18 protein-coding genes and 1 pseudogene are annotated in these 15,130 nt (G+C 60.2%); 12 read left to right on the forward strand and 7 right to left on the reverse strand.

Features of this window, described 5'->3' with window-relative positions; genetic code table 11:
- Positions 1 to 65: 65 nt before the first annotated feature.
- Positions 66 to 626, forward strand: a complete 561-nt coding sequence (locus tag AC1DIJ_RS08270; protein ID WP_112385915.1) for an NADPH-dependent FMN reductase — start codon at positions 66 to 68, stop codon at positions 624 to 626.
- 24 nt (positions 627 to 650) lie between these two features.
- Here AC1DIJ_RS08270 and AC1DIJ_RS08275 read toward each other — a convergent pair whose 3' ends face one another.
- The 3 genes from AC1DIJ_RS08275 to AC1DIJ_RS08285 all read right to left on the reverse strand — a co-directional run bounded on the left by AC1DIJ_RS08275 (position 651) and on the right by AC1DIJ_RS08285 (position 2,956).
- Positions 651 to 1,412 carry an amino acid ABC transporter ATP-binding protein gene (locus AC1DIJ_RS08275; protein WP_112385914.1) on the reverse strand — a complete coding sequence of 254 codons (762 nt, stop codon included), beginning with the start codon at positions 1,410 to 1,412 and terminating at the stop codon, positions 651 to 653.
- A complete protein-coding gene (locus AC1DIJ_RS08280; protein WP_112385913.1) occupies positions 1,409 to 2,089 on the reverse strand; it encodes an amino acid ABC transporter permease in 681 nt (226 codons plus the stop codon). The genes AC1DIJ_RS08275 and AC1DIJ_RS08280 overlap by 4 nt, the downstream gene beginning before the upstream one ends.
- A gap of 96 nt (positions 2,090 to 2,185) precedes the next feature.
- The gene (locus AC1DIJ_RS08285) at positions 2,186 to 2,956 is read right to left on the reverse strand and encodes an amino acid ABC transporter substrate-binding protein (protein WP_112385912.1); all 771 of its coding nucleotides are present in this window, start codon (positions 2,954 to 2,956) and stop codon (positions 2,186 to 2,188) included.
- Positions 2,957 to 3,197: 241 nt separating this feature from the next.
- Between AC1DIJ_RS08285 and AC1DIJ_RS08290 the strand changes: the two genes are divergently transcribed.
- The 3 genes from AC1DIJ_RS08290 to ispG all read left to right on the forward strand — a co-directional run bounded on the left by AC1DIJ_RS08290 (position 3,198) and on the right by ispG (position 6,569).
- Complete coding sequence (locus tag AC1DIJ_RS08290; RefSeq protein WP_477831371.1) at positions 3,198 to 3,980, forward strand: DeoR/GlpR family DNA-binding transcription regulator; 783 nt, start codon at positions 3,198 to 3,200, stop codon at positions 3,978 to 3,980.
- Positions 3,981 to 4,029: 49 nt separating this feature from the next.
- A complete protein-coding gene (locus tag AC1DIJ_RS08295) occupies positions 4,030 to 5,223 on the forward strand; it encodes an MFS transporter (RefSeq protein WP_112385911.1) in 1,194 nt (397 codons plus the stop codon).
- A gap of 95 nt (positions 5,224 to 5,318) precedes the next feature.
- Positions 5,319 to 6,569 carry a flavodoxin-dependent (E)-4-hydroxy-3-methylbut-2-enyl-diphosphate synthase gene (gene ispG / locus AC1DIJ_RS08300; RefSeq protein WP_112385910.1) on the forward strand — a complete coding sequence of 417 codons (1,251 nt, stop codon included), beginning with the start codon at positions 5,319 to 5,321 and terminating at the stop codon, positions 6,567 to 6,569.
- Between the two features lie 11 nt (positions 6,570 to 6,580).
- Here the strand turns inward: ispG and AC1DIJ_RS08305 are convergent, their stop codons facing one another.
- Together AC1DIJ_RS08305 and AC1DIJ_RS08310 are read right to left on the reverse strand one after the other, a co-directional pair.
- Positions 6,581 to 7,219 carry a LysE family translocator gene (locus tag AC1DIJ_RS08305; protein ID WP_112385909.1) on the reverse strand — a complete coding sequence of 213 codons (639 nt, stop codon included), beginning with the start codon at positions 7,217 to 7,219 and terminating at the stop codon, positions 6,581 to 6,583.
- Between the two features lie 52 nt (positions 7,220 to 7,271).
- Positions 7,272 to 7,886, reverse strand: a complete 615-nt coding sequence (locus tag AC1DIJ_RS08310) for a TetR/AcrR family transcriptional regulator (RefSeq protein WP_112385908.1) — start codon at positions 7,884 to 7,886, stop codon at positions 7,272 to 7,274.
- Positions 7,887 to 8,002: 116 nt separating this feature from the next.
- Here AC1DIJ_RS08310 and AC1DIJ_RS08315 point away from each other — a divergent pair, with 116 nt between their 5' ends.
- The gene (locus AC1DIJ_RS08315; RefSeq protein ID WP_477831372.1) at positions 8,003 to 8,446 is read left to right on the forward strand and encodes a cupin domain-containing protein; all 444 of its coding nucleotides are present in this window, start codon (positions 8,003 to 8,005) and stop codon (positions 8,444 to 8,446) included.
- A gap of 13 nt (positions 8,447 to 8,459) precedes the next feature.
- Positions 8,460 to 8,882, forward strand: coding sequence for a DoxX family protein (locus AC1DIJ_RS08320; RefSeq protein ID WP_112385906.1), 423 nt, complete (start codon positions 8,460 to 8,462; stop codon positions 8,880 to 8,882).
- A 31-nt stretch (positions 8,883 to 8,913) separates the two neighbouring features.
- On the opposite strand, the gene AC1DIJ_RS08325 is transcribed toward AC1DIJ_RS08320, so the two are convergent.
- The gene (locus tag AC1DIJ_RS08325) at positions 8,914 to 9,828 is read right to left on the reverse strand and encodes a polyprenyl synthetase family protein (RefSeq protein WP_112385905.1); all 915 of its coding nucleotides are present in this window, start codon (positions 9,826 to 9,828) and stop codon (positions 8,914 to 8,916) included.
- 134 nt (positions 9,829 to 9,962) lie between these two features.
- On the opposite strand from AC1DIJ_RS08325, the gene mtgA reads away from it, so the two are divergent.
- The 4 genes and pseudogenes from mtgA (at position 9,963) to AC1DIJ_RS08345 (ending at position 12,326) form a co-directional block, all read left to right on the forward strand.
- Entirely contained in the window at positions 9,963 to 10,709 is a 747-nt protein-coding gene (gene mtgA / locus AC1DIJ_RS08330) for a monofunctional biosynthetic peptidoglycan transglycosylase (protein ID WP_310296477.1), read from the forward strand.
- Between the two features lie 72 nt (positions 10,710 to 10,781).
- A pseudogene (locus tag AC1DIJ_RS08335) lies at positions 10,782 to 11,428 on the forward strand (glutathione S-transferase family protein).
- A gap of 153 nt (positions 11,429 to 11,581) precedes the next feature.
- Positions 11,582 to 11,767, forward strand: a complete 186-nt coding sequence (rpmF, locus tag AC1DIJ_RS08340; protein WP_006724402.1) for a 50S ribosomal protein L32 — start codon at positions 11,582 to 11,584, stop codon at positions 11,765 to 11,767.
- A 151-nt stretch (positions 11,768 to 11,918) separates the two neighbouring features.
- Complete coding sequence (locus tag AC1DIJ_RS08345; protein WP_112385903.1) at positions 11,919 to 12,326, forward strand: hypothetical protein; 408 nt, start codon at positions 11,919 to 11,921, stop codon at positions 12,324 to 12,326.
- 25 nt (positions 12,327 to 12,351) lie between these two features.
- Here AC1DIJ_RS08345 and phaR read toward each other — a convergent pair whose 3' ends face one another.
- On the reverse strand, positions 12,352 to 12,924 hold the full coding sequence (gene phaR / locus AC1DIJ_RS08350; RefSeq protein WP_112385902.1) for a polyhydroxyalkanoate synthesis repressor PhaR: 573 nt from the start codon (positions 12,922 to 12,924) through the stop codon (positions 12,352 to 12,354).
- A 239-nt stretch (positions 12,925 to 13,163) separates the two neighbouring features.
- Between phaR and AC1DIJ_RS08355 the strand changes: the two genes are divergently transcribed.
- A complete protein-coding gene (locus AC1DIJ_RS08355) occupies positions 13,164 to 14,345 on the forward strand; it encodes an acetyl-CoA C-acetyltransferase (protein ID WP_112444158.1) in 1,182 nt (393 codons plus the stop codon).
- Between the two features lie 59 nt (positions 14,346 to 14,404).
- Positions 14,405 to 15,130, forward strand: a complete 726-nt coding sequence (gene phbB, locus AC1DIJ_RS08360) for a beta-ketoacyl-ACP reductase (RefSeq protein ID WP_112385900.1) — start codon at positions 14,405 to 14,407, stop codon at positions 15,128 to 15,130.

Consider the following 15,130-nt stretch of genomic DNA (forward strand, 5'->3'; position numbering starts at 1 on the left):
CGGGTTTCAACCTTGGCCTAGTATCCAGACCTTTCCAATCATTTGCGGATCAGGAAAGGGTCACAATGAGCAAGCTCAAAATCGCCGTTATCGTTGGAAGCACGCGTATCGGGCGTTTTGCCGATCATCCTGCGAAGTGGATCTCCGCGATCGCCGCCGAGCGTCCGGAGCTGGATGTCGAGGTGCTCGATCTTCTCGATTATCCGATGGCATTCTTCGGTGAAGCATCTGCAAGCGAGGCCGAAAGCGAGACGGCCGAGCGCTGGAAAAAGAAGCTGCGTGAATTCGACGGCTACATCTTCACGGTCGCCGAGTACAATCATGCCCCGACGGCAGTGCTGAAAAACGCCATCGATCTTGGCGATTTCATCCAGAAACCGGTTGCCTTCGTCGGCTATGGCGGCGTCGGCGGTGCCCGTGCGGTCGAGCATCTGCGGCTGGTCTTCGTCGAAATGAGCGCCGCGTCGGTCAGGACCGGCGTCCACATCAGCTTCCCGGAATATCTTTCCGTCGCCAAGGATGGGAAGAGCCTGAACGACTATCCGCATCTTGCCGAGGCCGCCAAGAACCAGCTCGAGCAGCTGATCTGGTGGGGCAAGGCGCTGAAGGCTGCGCGCGCTGGCTAAGACCGGACCTTGCGCCGCCCGTGCCTAGATATCGTAGGTATGGGCGGCGTTGATTGTCGAGATGAAGCGCTTGGTGCGCTCGCGCTCGGGTGCGGTGAAGATTGCCTTGGCGCTGCCGGTTTCGACGACGCTACCCGCCTCCAGGAAGACGACATTGTTGGCGATCTTCGAGGCGAGACGCAGGTCATGCGTCGCCATCACCATCGTGGTTCCCTCGTTTGCAAGCTTACCGAGAACATCGACCACCTCGGCCGAGAGTTCCGGGTCGAGTGCCGAGGTCGGCTCGTCGCAGAGCAGCACGCGTGGCGACGGGGCGAGAGCGCGGGCAATTGCCACGCGCTGCTGCTGGCCGCCTGACAGCGTCGAGGGCCAGGCATCCGCCTTGTGGGCCATGCCGACCTTGGTCATCAGCTCCATGGCACGCTCGCGGGCCTTTTCTTTCGGCCATCTGAGAACGGTGACCAGTCCTTCCATGACGTTTTCGATCGCGGTCTGATGCGGGAAAAGCTGGAAATTCTGGAAAACCATACCGGTCTGGCGGCGGATCTTCTGGATCGATTGCCAGCCGGTGCGCTTGCCGGGCGCGAAATCCAGCGTCTCCTCGCCGATGCGGACGGAACCGGCCGTTGGAATTTCCAGCAGGTTGATGCAGCGCAGCAGCGTGCTCTTGCCACCACCCGAGGGGCCGACGAGCGCGGTGACGCTGCCTTCGGGAATGCGGATGCTGATATCCTTCAGGATGACGGCGTCGCCGAAGCGTTTTTCGATATTGGAGAGCTCGATCATGCGTTTGCCTCCAGCATGCCGCCATAGCGGGCAAAACGGCGCTCCAGCCGCACCTGCAGCGTCGAAAGGACGGAGCTGAGGACGAGGTAGATGAGAGCGGCTTCGATATAGAGGATCAGCGGCTCATAGGTCGTCGCCACGATGCGCTGCGCGGCCTGGAAGAGTTCCGGCACGGTGATGGCGGCGGCAAGCGAGGTGTCCTTGACCAGCGAAATGAACGTATTCGAGAGCGGCGGCACCGCGACACGGGCTGCCTGTGGGAGGACAGTGCGGGTCATCGCCTGGCGCCAGTTCATGCCGATGGAATATGCGGCTTCCCACTGACCCTTTGGCACCGATGAGATGACGGCACGGATGATCTCGGAGCTGTAGGCGCCGATATTGAGCGTGAAGCCGATCAGGGCAGCCGGGAAGGCGTCGAGCAGGATGCCGATGCTGGGCAGGCCGTAGAAGATGACGAAAAGCTGGACGAGCAGCGGCGTGCCTCTGATGATCCAGACATAGAAGCGGGCAATTGCCGCAAAGGGTGCCGGGCCGAACAGCCGGGCGACGGCCGTTGCCAATCCGAGGATCAGTCCGAAGGAGAATGAGAGCAGCGTAAGCGGGATGGTGAACTTGATGCCGCCCCACAAAAGGGTAGGCAGCGATTCCGCCATCAGTTGAAGCCAATGAGGCACGGGACGACCCTCTGAAAAAGATACGTCCGGCGAAATCGCCGGACGCTCTACACTCTATAGATTAAGTCGATGCGCGGGAAAACCGGCGCAACGGAGTTACTTGGAAACGTCCTGACCGAAATACTTGTCGGCGATCTTCTTGTAGGTCCCGTCGGCCTTGATGTCGACGAGAGCCTTGTTGATCGCTTCAAGCAGTTCCGGCTCGCCCTTGCGGATGATGATACCGGAATAATCGGCATTCTCCTGCTGGGCGACGATCTTCACCGGCGCATCAGGCTTGTGCTTCTTGAAGTCGAGGAAGGAGAGGCTGTCGTTGACGGTTGCGTCTGCACGCTTCGTCAGCACGAGCTGGATCGACTGGTCGAAACCATCGGTGCCGACGAGCTCGGCGCCCGACTGCTCGGCAAGCTTGCCGAAGTTGCTGGTCAGGGACTGAGCGGCCTTCTTGCCCTTCAGATCGGCGAAGGACTTGATGCTGTCGTCGTCGGTGCGGGCGATCAGAACGGCCTTCGAGGCAATGTAGGGCTCGGAGAAGTCGTACTTCTGCTTGCGCGCATCGGTGATGCCGACCTGGTTGATGACGGTGTCGTAACGCTTCGCGTCGATACCGGCGATCAGGCCGTCCCACTTGCCTTCGACGAACTCGGCCTTGACGCCGAGCTTGGCGGCGACGGCTTCGCCGATCTCGACGTCGAAGCCAACGAGCTTGTTGCTGTCATCGTGATAGGTGAAGGGCGCGTAGGTGCCTTCCGTGCCGATCTTGAGAACGCCCGCGGACTTGATGGCGGCGAGGTTTTCGCCAGCATGAGCAGCAAAGGCTGCGGCGGAGATCAGGGCTGCGGTGGCGATGGTCTTCAGGATTTTCATTTTTCTGTTCCGTAAAGGAGGAAATTCAATGCCGCATTGATCGCAGAAAACAAGGCGGTGCGAAGCGTAGAAAACTGCAAAGAAAATCGGCAACTGCGAATATTTTTCTCATTTGCCGCACTTTTAGCGCGGCTTGTTTCAGGGCGTCAATAAACGTGTGCCGATGACCCCATTGCATGCATGCGATTATATGTTTATGCACGTTTGTGTTTGTTTGTGCCTGTTCGTGTCGGGATCGAGGATGAATGTGAACGAAATGTTGCTGCGGGAGCGGCAAGGCATCATCTCGCTGAAGCTGCAGACGCATGGCCGCGTGCTGGCAGCGGAGCTTGCCGCCGAATTTGGCGTATCCGAAGATACTGTTCGCCGCGATCTTCGCGAGATGGCGGCGGCTGGACTTTGCGAGCGCGTCTATGGCGGCGCTTTGCCGATTTCGCCGGCGGGCGGCAGTCTGAAGCAGCGGATGAGCGTCGCCTTCGAGCGCAAGCAGTCGCTGGCACAAGCGGCAGTCTCGCAGATCAAGGCGGGATCGACCGTTTTCTTTGACGCTGGCAGCACCAATCTCGCGATCGCCAACGCCCTTCCTCAGGAGATGCTGCTGACGGCAGCCACCAATGCGCCGGCCATTGCCGCAGCGCTGCTCGACAAGACGGGTATCAACGTCATCCTTATCGGCGGGCTGATCGACCGGCAGGTCGGCGGCGCGCTCGGTGCCAAGGCGCTGCGCGACATGGAGCAATTGTCTCCGGATCTGTGCGTGCTCGGTGCTTGCGGCGTCGATCTGGAAGCCGGAGTCACGACCTTCGGCTTCGAGGACGCCGAGTTCAAGCGGTTCGCAGCCTCCAAGAGCCGCCAGGTTCTGGTTGCCGCGACATCGGAGAAATTCGGCACGGCAGCACCCCATAGCGTGCTGCCGGTGGCGCATTGCGAATGCCTCGTGGTCGAGCATGACGCCGATGAAACATTGCTCGCGGCCTATCGCGAGCGGGGGTGCCGCACGGTGCAGGCCGCGGCGGCGAATTGAATTGAAATGACCTGCCAAAGAGGCAGGCGGTGATGAATGAGACGGGACAATGGATAATCAACTACATGCGATGCCGGGCGTGCAGCGCGGATTCATGCCGAAGAGCCGGGTCGCGGTTTCGCTGCTGTTTCTGATGAACGGCTTTCTGGTCGGCTGCTGGGCACCGAAAATTCCGGAATTTGCCGAAAGGCTCGGCATCAGCAAATTCGAGCTCGGTCTGATGATCCTGGTCTTCGGCGTTGGCTCCCTGACGATGATGCCGATTGCCGGTGCGAAGATCGCAAAGCATGGCTCGCGCGTCGTCTCGCTGGCGACGGCCATCTGCCTGCTGCCGATCCTTCTGGCGCTGACCGTTGCGCCGAATGTCATCACCGGCAGCATTGCGCTCTTCCTCTTCGGCGGCTTCGTCGGCGCCATGGACGTTGCCATGAATGCCAATGCGGTAGTTGTCGAGAAGTCGATGCGCCGGGCGATCATGTCGTCCTGCCACGCTTTCTGGAGTCTTGGCGGGTTGATCGGTTCCGGGCTCGGCGGATTGCTGATTTCCAAGATCGGCGTGCTCGGTCACGCCGGGCTTGCGACGGTGCTTGCCGCCGCCTTTCTTGCCGTTGCATGGCCGATGATGCTTTCGGACCCGCCGCATCCGGACGAGAAGAAGGAAAAGACCCGCCTGCCGATGGTGCCGCTGCCATGGCTTCTCGGCTTGATGGCGCTGTTCTCCATGGTGCCGGAAGGCGCGGTGCTGGATTGGGGCGCACTGTATCTGCGCCAGGAAATGGGAGCATCCGTCGCTCTGTCGGGCTTCGGTTTCGCTGCCTTCTCGCTGACCATGGCGATCATGCGCTTTGCCGGCGATATGGTGCGCGACAGGTTCGGCGGCGTGATGACGCTGCGTGTCTGCACGCTGTTTGCGATCGTCGGCATGCTAATTGCCGCCCTTGCCCCGACTGCGGAGCTTGCGATCGTCGGCTTCGCCTTCTGCGGTATCGGCATTTCCAACATGGTGCCGATCGCCTTTTCGGCGGCCGGCAACGTGCCAGGCCTGAGACCCGGAATCGGCATCTCGGTGGTGACGACCATGGGCTATTCAGGGATGCTGGTTGCGCCTTCGGCAATCGGTTTCGTCGCCGAGCATATCGGCTTCTCGACGGTGTTCATGGCGCTGCCGGCCCTTCTGGTTGTCGTTCTGATCTTCTCGAGATTGGCGCGCTATGCCGACGGCGCCTCGGGTGGCGGCCATTAGGCCGCCAACAAAAGTGAAGCGCAGGGCGGTTGACAAGCAGGCAGGCATGATCCACCTGAAAGGCACGATTTTCAAAGGGTCCAAGAGCTCTATTCATGTCTTCAGCCACGGATTTTGATCCGAAACCGCGCCGCTCTTCCGTTGCCGTCGATGTCGGCGGAGTGATTGTCGGAGGCGGCGCGCCTGTTGTCGTGCAGTCGATGACCAATACCGATACGGCCGATATCGACGCGACGGTGGCGCAGGTCGCCGCGCTGTTCAAGGCCGGTTCGGAGATGGTCCGCATCACTGTCGACCGCGACGAAAGTGCCGCTGCCGTGCCGAAGATCCGCGAGCGCCTGCTGCGTCTTGGTATGGACGTGCCGCTGATCGGCGACTTTCATTATATCGGCCACAAGCTGCTTGCCGATCATCCCGCCTGTGCCGAGGCTCTCGCGAAATACCGCATCAACCCCGGCAATGTCGGCTTCAAGGACAAGAAGGACAAGCAGTTCGCCGAGATCATCGAGATGGCGATCCGCTACGACAAGCCGGTGCGCATCGGCGTCAACTGGGGTTCGCTCGATCAGGATCTGCTGACGGCGCTGATGGACCAGAATGCCGAGGCGGGCTCACCGCTTTCAGCACGCCAGGTGACCCGCGAGGCCATCGTCCAGTCGGCGCTGATCTCGGCCAATCTCGCCGAAGAGATCGGCCTGCCGCGCAACCGCATCATCCTGTCCGCCAAGGTCAGCCAGGTGCAGGATCTGATTGCCGTTTATTCGATGCTGTCGGAGCGCTCCGACCATGCCCTGCATCTAGGCCTCACGGAAGCCGGCATGGGCTCGAAGGGTATCGTCGCCTCCTCGGCGGCCATGGGCTATGTGCTGCAGCACGGTATCGGCGATACGATCCGTGTATCACTGACGCCGGAGCCGAACGGCGACCGGACGCGCGAAGTGCAGGTGGCGCAGGAACTCTTGCAGGTCATGGGCTTCCGGCAGTTCATTCCCGTGGTTGCCGCCTGCCCCGGCTGTGGCCGCACGACATCGACGGTTTTCCAGGAACTGGCGCAGAACATTCAGAACGACATCCGCAAGAACATGCCGGTCTGGCGTGAGAAATATCCGGGTGTCGAGGCGCTGAACGTTGCTGTCATGGGCTGTATCGTCAACGGCCCCGGCGAGAGCAAGCACGCCGATATCGGCATTTCTCTTCCGGGCACCGGCGAGACGCCTGCCGCACCCGTCTTCATTGACGGTGAGAAAGCGCTGACATTGCGCGGCCCGAATATCGCGGGCGATTTCGAGGCGCTGGTTGCCGACTATATCGAGAAGCGTTTCGGCCAGAAGACCGCGGCCGAGTAAGAAGCCAGCCGCTAGATGCGGCTGGTGAGGAGCTTCAGCCCGGCGAAGCAATAGAAGGCGGACATTGCGCCTTCAATCCAGCGGCGCAGGCTCTGGTAGACCTTCAGCGCATGCGGGGTCGAAAACAGCACCGCATATCCCATGAAGATTGCAAAGCCTGTCGTCAGGCAGATGGCGACGATGAGGACCGCGACCGAACCCGGTGCGCCCTGCGGCATGCCGAGCGCGATGATGGCGAGCCAGGCAAAGATCGCCTTCGGATTGGTGACGTGGATACCGTAACCCTTGAACAGAAGCGCCCGCGCCGATAGCGGCTTCACTTCCTGCGCTTGCTGAAGGTCATTTCCAGCACGCATCGCCTTGAAGGCCCTGTAGGCGAGGTAGAGCAGATAAAGCCCGCCGAAGACCTTCAAAATCTCCAGCGCGATCGCGTAAGTATGCAGCAGCGTCGCCAGCCCGAGGGCTGCCGCGCAGGCCCAGGTGAACGAGCCGCCGAAAATCCCCACGCCGATCGTCATCCCCGCCTTGCGCCCCTGCGTCATCGAGGTCGCGACGATCGCCAGGATGGCGGGGCCGGGGCTGATGACCGCTATCACGTAAGCGATATAGGCGGGCATGATGGACGGGAGATAGGATAGCGTGTCGTGCATGGGGCTGCTCTTCGGCGGGAAAGCGTGAACCTGTCAGAGTTTTCGTCTGCTGTCACGCCGTCTTGAGATCACTTTCATTCAGAGCCGCTTTCAGGATGGCCTTCGCCGTCCAGCGCAGGGTTTTCTCGGCCTCATCCTGCTCGAGCTCGCAGATATCCCGCATCACCACGACGGATTCGATGCCGGTGACCAGCGACAGGGCATGGATGAGCTTGTCGAACTGCTTCGAGGAAATGCGTGCCTGAAGCGGCGATAGTGCCTCCTTCAGCCACGGGATGCGCCGTCCGCCGCGGCGGACCTGCGATTGGCCGGTGACGGAATTGCCGAGCAGGGCCCGGAAGACACTCTCATTTCCGAGGATCATCCGGAAGATATCGGAGACCAGCTTGTCCGTTCGCGCTTCGGCTTCATTTACGCCAGCGCCTTGGGTGGCCGGTTCGATGCTGATGACATCAGCGACACCATCAAGCACCGCTTCGCGGATGATCTCGTCGGGCGTCGAGAAGTAGCGATAGGCGGTGGCGCGAGAAATTCCCGCCAGATCAGCAACATCGGCAACGGACGGGTGTCCCCCTCGCTCGACGATCTGCCGTGCGGCGCGCAGCAGTTCGCTGCGCGTACGGCGCTTCTGGTTCACACGCTCGAATCTTTTTTCTTGACTGTCCATTTTTACCTCATTATGAGACTAGTATCTCATTAAGAGTTGAGTGTATCACAAACGCCTGGGGGCACAAGTCAATGAATTCCATTCCGACAAAACCAGACCAATCGGCGGATACGCCGATGACCGTTCACTTCATCGGCAATATCCTGACCTTTCGCGCACGGTATGCCGATACGAAAGGCAGCTTCACCGTGATCGAAGTTCTTACCGCGCCGAATGCCGGCCCGCCGCCACACACGCAGACCGATCAGGAAGCGTTTCTCATTCTCGAGGGCAGCTATGAGATCATGGTCGGCAATGAGACGAAGATCTGCGGACCGGGTGAGTTCGTGCATGTCTCGCCGGGAACCATGCATGCCTTCCGCAACATTGACGACAAGCCGTCGAAGCTGCTGCTGATCAACTTTCCCGGTGATCTGCACGAAGAATTCTTCGTGGCTGTCGGCGAGCCGTTGCCGCCGGGAACGACGCAGTTTCCGCAAATGCTGCCGCCCAACATTCCGAAGATTGTCGAGACGGCCGCCCGCTTCGGCATCGATATCCCGCTCGCACCGGCAGCCTGAGGAAGGAGCGGATATGTTGATCGACAAGCTCCTGTCGTCGCCTGTCCTCGGCATACTCGCCCGTGTGCTGGTGACATTCGTCTTCTGGTCCAGCGGCCTTGCGAAGCTCTTCGACTTTGCCGGTGCCGTCGCCGAGATGGAAAAATATGGCGTGCTGCCGGCAGCGCCGATGGCTGCCCTGGTCATCATGGTTCAGCTCGGCGGTTCGGCGCTGGTGATTTCGGGCTGGAATGTCTGGCTGGGAGCCGGGGCGCTCGGCGTCTTCACGGCACTGACGATCCCGGTCGCGCATGCCTTCTGGACGATGACCGGTGAGGCCGCCTTCTTCGAGATGCTCTTTGCTATCGAGCATATCAGCGTCATCGGCGGGTTGATGGTTGTTGCCATCCTGCGGCGGCCGGTATCGGCTGAGGTAGGGCGCCTGGCAAACGCGTAGATATCGGCGCCGGACTGCCCGGCGCTCTCAATCAGCTCTTGCGGTTGGCAACGAAGCGCGCGGTGGCGGCAAGCGTCGCTGCTGTGTCGCCGTAGGGCTCGAGCAGCGCCGTCGCGTCCTGGACGTGGCGGCGCAATTCCGTTTCTGCCCATTCGATACCGTTGAGGGCAACGAGTGTGCCCTTGCCGCGGCCGGCATCCTTGCCAGTTGCCTTGCCCATGGTCTCGGCGTCCGAGGTGATGTCCAGCAGATCGTCGGCGAGCTGGAAGGCGAGGCCGATCTTTTCACCAAAAGCCCGGAGGCGCTTGCGCTCGTTGTCTGCGGCGCCAGCGACGATCGCGCCGGCCTCGCAGGCGAAGCGGATCAGGGCGCCGGTTTTCATAGCCTGCAATGTAATGATGCCATCGGCGGAGGGCGCCTGCTTTTCCGCTGCCAGATCAAGTGCCTGGCCGCCGGCCATGCCGCCGAGGCCAGAGCCGCGGGCGAGCGCCAGGATCAGTGCGGTCTTGCAGGCGTCGGAAAGCGCGGTCTCGGGCGCTGCGATGATGTCGAAAGCGTAGGTCAGGAGGCTGTCGCCGGCCAGAATGGCGGTCGCTTCGTCGAAGGCGATGTGCACCGTCGGCTTGCCCCGGCGCAGATCGTCGTCGTCCATGGCCGGGAGATCGTCGTGAACAAGCGAATAGCAATGAACGCATTCAAGTGCTGCGCCGACCCGCAGCGCAGTCTGTCTGTCGCCACCGAGCAGGAGAGCGCTTTCGATAACCAGGAACGGACGCAGCCGCTTGCCGCCGTTCAGCACGGCGTAATGCATGGCGGCGCGCAGGCTCTCCGGCCGGGCGATCTCGTCGGACAAGACGTCTTTCGAAAGCAGCGCTTCCAGCAGCGTTTCGATCTCTCTGGCGTTGCTTTTCAACCGTTCGGAAAATGGGTCTGGACTGGCGTTCATGGCCGCTGTTTGGCATGAGCAAAGCCCGCGGCGCAACGGAATTGTAGATGGAGAGATCAAGATTTCCGTTGTGCTCTGGCCTTGGCCTTTCTCAGACGGTATGGAGGACGCAGGGAACAGGTCTGGGCTAGACGTTGGATATAACGCCGGAGAGAGAGGAAAGCATCGCCATGCCGGCTCATCGGCGGATGTATGCATGGCTGCGCGGCCGCTCGCTGCCTGCCCGCATCGTGCTTGGCATCCTGGCTCTATGCGTCCTGCCTTATGCGCTGATCATCCTCTATCTCATTCCCTTCATTCATCCGGTCTCGACGCTGATGCTGCGCGATCTTGTGCTTTTGCGCGGCTACGATCGCCAATGGGTATCGCTGGACGATATCTCACCGGCGCTGGTGCAGTCGGTGATGATGTCCGAGGACGGGCAGTATTGCTTCCACGGCGGTGTCGATTGGGGTGAGATGCGAATGCTGATCGAGGATACGCTGGATGGCGCCTCGACGCGCGGCGGCAGCACGATCCCGATGCAGACGGCAAAGAACCTGTTTCTCTGGAACAGCCGCTCCTTTGTGCGCAAAGGTCTTGAGCTGCCCCTGGCCGTCGCCTCCGATTTTGTCTGGACCAAGCGGCGGTTGATGGAAATCTATCTGAATATCGCCGAATGGGGGCCGGGTATCTACGGCATCGAGGCGGCGGCGCGCTATCATTTCAAAGTTCCGGCGTCCAAGCTGTCACGCCGCCAGGCGGCGCTGCTGGCCGTCTCGCTGCCCAACCCGATCGACCGCAATGCCGGCAAGCCCGGCCGCGGCCTGAGGCGGCTTGCGGCGGTGATCGAGCGCCGCGCCCAGGGTGCCGGCGATTACATCAGATGCATTTATGATTGAGCTGCGAATAATTCATTGGTGAGCAGGGGCGGCGGCCGGTAGATAGAGCTGAAACAGCGCATGGATCGGCTCATGGACAAGCTCACGCTCTATATCGGCAACAAGAACTATTCCTCCTGGTCCTTCCGGCCGTGGATCGCCATGGAGGCAGCGGGCATTCCCTTCGAGGAAGTTCTCACTCCCTTCGACTTCGAGGCAGGCAACCCGCGCTTCAAGGAATTTTCGCCAACTGGTCGTGTTCCGGCGCTGCATCATGGTGACGTCCGCGTCTGGAATCGCTTTCGATCATCGAGTATGTTGCCGAACTCTATCCCGAAGCCGGGCTATGGCCGAAGGATCGTGCGAAGCGGGCCGCCGCCCGCTCCGTTTCGATGGAGATGCTCTCCGGGTTCCGGGCCATTCGGAATGCCTGCCCGATGAACATTCGCCGTCCGAAAGGCAAGATTGCGCTTGTCGATGGCGTGATGGCCGACGTCCTGCGTATCGAGACGATCTTTCGGGAGTTGCGGGAGCAGTCCGGTGGACCGTTCCTGTTCGGCAGCTTTTCGGCTGCCGATGCGATGTTTGCACCTGTCGTCAATCGCTTCGATGTCTATGACCTCGTGACATCCGGCGATACGCTGAGCTATATGGCGGCCGTCAAGGCGCATCCCGCCTGGCGGAAGTGGGAAGAGGCTGCGCGCGCCGAACCGTGGATCGTGCCGCACGATGAGGTTTGAACGGGAATCAAAGGATTCTCAAAAAATCTGTTTAGGGACTGGTCAAGGCCGTTTATCGCATGTATAAGCGCGCAAAATTTCCGAAATCGCGACATGTCGTTTCGGCCGCCAGTCTGGCCGGAAATGTGTTGCCCGTGAAGTGGAGTACGAGAAATGGCTGTACCGAAGAGAAAAACGAGCCCGTCCAAGCGCGGTATGCGCCGTTCTGCAGACGCACTGAAGGCTTCGACCTATGTTGAAGACAAGAACTCCGGCGAGCTGCGCCGTCCGCACCATATCGATCTGAAGACCGGTATGTATCGCGGTCGTCAGGTTCTGACGCCGAAGGAAAGCGCATAAGCTTTCCTGTTCCTGTTTCTGGTTTTCCAGATTGAAAGGCCGGCTTTTCAGCCGGTCTTTTTGCGTTTGCGCACCACGATATTCGCAATTGTCTTGAAGTGAGACGGCGATCTACGGCAGTATTCCCTGAATAGAGGGAGAACAGACCGAGATGCTTGGTGCAATGCCGCTGATGATCATTCCATTTATTCTTTACAACATGGCAATGCTCGGCCTGATGGGGAGCGGCGGTATTCCGGCGCTTCAGCACGACATCATCGTTTTGTCGATGATCTCAGGCGCGATCTGGAGCATGTCGCTCGGCGATCTCTTCATCGTCATCGCGCTTGTGGTGCTATTCTTCGAGATATTGAAGGCGACGCGTAACGGCTCCGGCAGCCTGATCAATCACATGCTGTCGATGCTCGTCTTCATCGCTTTCCTGGTCGAGTTTCTGCTCGTCCAGGATGCGGCGACCCAGGTGTTCTTCATCTTGATGACGATTGCGCTGATCGATGTGATCGGTGGTTTTGCCGTCTCGATCCGGACGGCGGGGCGAGACGTCTCGATCGGGCTTTAGAGCGTTTCCTCGAAACGCCCGGAGATCAGAGATTGTCCAGCTTGTTCTGAAGCGCCCTCAGCTGTTCCTTCAGCTCGTCGATGTCCTTGGCTTCAGCCTTCTTGGTCTCCTTGGCAGGAGGGGTCATGAAGGGCGAAAACATCTGCATCGCCTGCTGGAACATCTCGGTGTTGCGGCGCACCTGCTCCTCGACCATCTGCATCGGAAGTTGCAGGTTCTTGCCGATCGGCGTTTCGCCGAAGGCGCGGGTCACCTGCTCGCGCATCTGCGATTGCTGCTCGGTGAAGGCCTTCATGGAGTGTTCGAGAAAGCTCGGAACGACCATCTGCATCTGATCGCCATAATAGGTGATCAGCTGGCGAAGGAAGGAAATCGGCAGCAGCGTGTTGCCGGTCTTCGATTCCTGCTCGAAAATAATCTGGGTCAATACCGAGTGGGTGATGTCATCGCCGGACTTGGCATCCTGGACCGTAAAGTCCTCGCCCTTCTTCACCATCTCCGCCAGGTCTTCCAGCGTCACGTAGGTGCTGGTGCCTGTGTTATAGAGTCGGCGATTGGCGTATTTCTTGATGACTATCTGACCCTCATTCTTCGCCATATCAGTCTCCTGAACCCCGTCTGATGATGTGGAAATTCCTCCAATATCGAATGTAGACGCAAAAGAACGCCGGTGACAATCTCTTTGTGCGATGCGGCAACCCCTTTTATTCCCGTCATATTTCGCGTCTTCGTAAGTACGGGCTAAAATTGCCATATGACGGTCTTGGCGTTTGACTCGGGCTAAAAGCTTTGCCAGTTTCGACCTATATAAAGTGCTGAAACGCGAGGAGGCTTTCCATGAGCAACACGTCCATCGTCATCGCCAGCGCAGCCCGCACAGCGGTCGGCTCTTTCAATGGCGCCTTTGCCACAGTCCCTGCACACGAACTCGGAGCAACGGCCATCAAGGGTGCGCTGGAGCGCGCCGGCGTCGATGCCGCAGAGGTGGACGAGGTCATTCTCGGCCAGGTCCTGCAGGCTGGTGAGGGTCAGAACCCGGCGCGTCAGGCAGCGATGAAGGCGGGTGTTCCCAAGGAAGCAACGGCCTGGAGTGTCAATCAGCTGTGCGGTTCCGGATTGCGCGCTGTTGCGCTCGGCATGCAGCAGATCGCAACCGGGGATGCAAAGATCATTGTCGCCGGCGGCCAGGAATCGATGTCGATGGCGCCGCACGCTGCGCATCTTCGCGGTGGCACCAAGATGGGCGACATGAAGATGATCGATACGATGATCAAGGACGGCCTTACAGACGCCTTCTACGGTTATCACATGGGGATCACGGCGGAAAACATCGCCCGCCAGTGGCAGCTTTCGCGCGACGAGCAGGACCAGTTCGCTGTTTCCTCGCAGAACAAGGCGGAGGCCGCGCAGAAGGCCGGCCGCTTCAAGGATGAGATTGTTCCTTTCGTCATCCAGGGCCGCAAGGGTGACGTGACCGTTGATGCCGACGAGTATATCCGCCACGGCGCAACGATCGAAGCGATGACCAAGCTTCGCCCGGCTTTCGACAAGGACGGGACGGTAACTGCCGCCAATGCATCTGGTCTCAACGACGGCGCTGCTGCAGCGGTTCTGATGACTGAAGCTGAAGCTTCGCGCCGCGGTATCCAACCGCTCGTGCGCATCGTTTCCTGGGCAACCGCGGGTGTCGACCCGCAGGTCATGGGCACAGGCCCGATCCCGGCATCGCGCAAGGCGCTCGAGAAAGCAGGCTGGTCGGTCGGCGATCTCGATCTGGTGGAGGCCAACGAGGCCTTCGCGGCACAGGCCTGTGCCGTCAACCGTGATCTCGGCTGGGATCCGGCGATCGTCAACGTCAATGGTGGCGCAATTGCCATCGGCCATCCGATCGGTGCGTCCGGTGCCCGCGTTCTGAACACGCTGGTTTTCGAAATGAAGCGCCGCGGCGCGAAGAAGGGATTGGCAACACTCTGCATCGGCGGCGGCATGGGCGTCGCGATGTGCCTGGAAGCACTTTAAATAGCATGCGATCCATGCCTTAATGGCATTGATCGAAAGTGATAATAGGGGAGCGAAACATGAGCAGAGTGGCTTTGGTCACCGGTGGCACACGTGGCATCGGTGCAGCAATTTCGGTGGCGCTCAAGAACGCCGGTTACAAGGTGGCGGCGAACTACGCCGGCAACGACGAGAAGGCCAAGGCCTTTCATGACCTCACCGGTGTCCCGGTCTTCAAGTGGGATGTTTCCGACTATGCTGCTTGCGGCGAGGGCATCGCCAAGGTGGAGGCCGAGCTCGGCCCCATCGACGTGCTGATCAATAACGCCGGTATCACCCGCGACGCGATGTTTCACAAGATGACCCCGCAGCAGTGGCATGAGGTCGTCAACACCAACCTCACCGGCCTCTTTAACATGACCCATCAGGTCTGGGGCGGCATGCGTGACCGCAGCTTCGGCCGTATCGTCAATATCTCGTCGATCAATGGCCAGAAAGGCCAGATGGGGCAGGTCAACTATTCCGCCGCCAAGGCCGGCGATCTCGGCTTCACCAAGGCGCTGGCGCAGGAGGGTGCTGCGAAGAACATCACGGTCAACGCCGTCTGCCCCGGTTATATCGGCACGGAGATGGTTCTGGCGGTTCCTGAAAAGGTGCTGAACGAGCGGATCATTCCGCAGATCCCGGTTGGCCGTCTTGGCGAACCTGAAGAGATCGCGCGCTGTGTGGTGTTCCTGGCCTCGGATGACGCTGGGTTCATCACCGGCTCGACGCTCACGGCGAATGGCGGACAGTTTTTCGTCTAG

The organism is Rhizobium sp. 10N427, from assembly GCF_056394605.1.

What these genes read in the sequence shown, in the direction of transcription:
- AC1DIJ_RS08295 (WP_112385911.1), top strand. Translation starts at nt 4,030, where the DNA reads ATGGATAATCAACTACATGCGATGCCGGGCGTGCAGCGCGGATTCATG.
- AC1DIJ_RS08315 (WP_477831372.1), top strand. Translation starts at nt 8,003, where the DNA reads ATGACCGTTCACTTCATCGGCAATATCCTGACCTTTCGCGCACGGTAT.
- AC1DIJ_RS08285 (WP_112385912.1), bottom strand. Translation starts at nt 2,956, where the DNA reads ATGAAAATCCTGAAGACCATCGCCACCGCAGCCCTGATCTCCGCCGCA.
- AC1DIJ_RS08325 (WP_112385905.1), bottom strand. Translation starts at nt 9,828, where the DNA reads ATGAACGCCAGTCCAGACCCATTTTCCGAACGGTTGAAAAGCAACGCC.
- AC1DIJ_RS08355 (WP_112444158.1), top strand. Translation starts at nt 13,164, where the DNA reads ATGAGCAACACGTCCATCGTCATCGCCAGCGCAGCCCGCACAGCGGTC.
- ispG (WP_112385910.1), top strand. Translation starts at nt 5,319, where the DNA reads ATGTCTTCAGCCACGGATTTTGATCCGAAACCGCGCCGCTCTTCCGTT.
- AC1DIJ_RS08275 (WP_112385914.1), bottom strand. Translation starts at nt 1,412, where the DNA reads ATGATCGAGCTCTCCAATATCGAAAAACGCTTCGGCGACGCCGTCATC.
- AC1DIJ_RS08345 (WP_112385903.1), top strand. Translation starts at nt 11,919, where the DNA reads ATGCTTGGTGCAATGCCGCTGATGATCATTCCATTTATTCTTTACAAC.
- AC1DIJ_RS08310 (WP_112385908.1), bottom strand. Translation starts at nt 7,886, where the DNA reads ATGGACAGTCAAGAAAAAAGATTCGAGCGTGTGAACCAGAAGCGCCGT.
- AC1DIJ_RS08290 (WP_477831371.1), top strand. Translation starts at nt 3,198, where the DNA reads ATGAATGTGAACGAAATGTTGCTGCGGGAGCGGCAAGGCATCATCTCG.
- phbB (WP_112385900.1), top strand. Translation starts at nt 14,405, where the DNA reads ATGAGCAGAGTGGCTTTGGTCACCGGTGGCACACGTGGCATCGGTGCA.
- rpmF (WP_006724402.1), top strand. Translation starts at nt 11,582, where the DNA reads ATGGCTGTACCGAAGAGAAAAACGAGCCCGTCCAAGCGCGGTATGCGC.
- phaR (WP_112385902.1), bottom strand. Translation starts at nt 12,924, where the DNA reads ATGGCGAAGAATGAGGGTCAGATAGTCATCAAGAAATACGCCAATCGC.
- AC1DIJ_RS08320 (WP_112385906.1), top strand. Translation starts at nt 8,460, where the DNA reads ATGTTGATCGACAAGCTCCTGTCGTCGCCTGTCCTCGGCATACTCGCC.
- AC1DIJ_RS08270 (WP_112385915.1), top strand. Translation starts at nt 66, where the DNA reads ATGAGCAAGCTCAAAATCGCCGTTATCGTTGGAAGCACGCGTATCGGG.
- AC1DIJ_RS08305 (WP_112385909.1), bottom strand. Translation starts at nt 7,219, where the DNA reads ATGCACGACACGCTATCCTATCTCCCGTCCATCATGCCCGCCTATATC.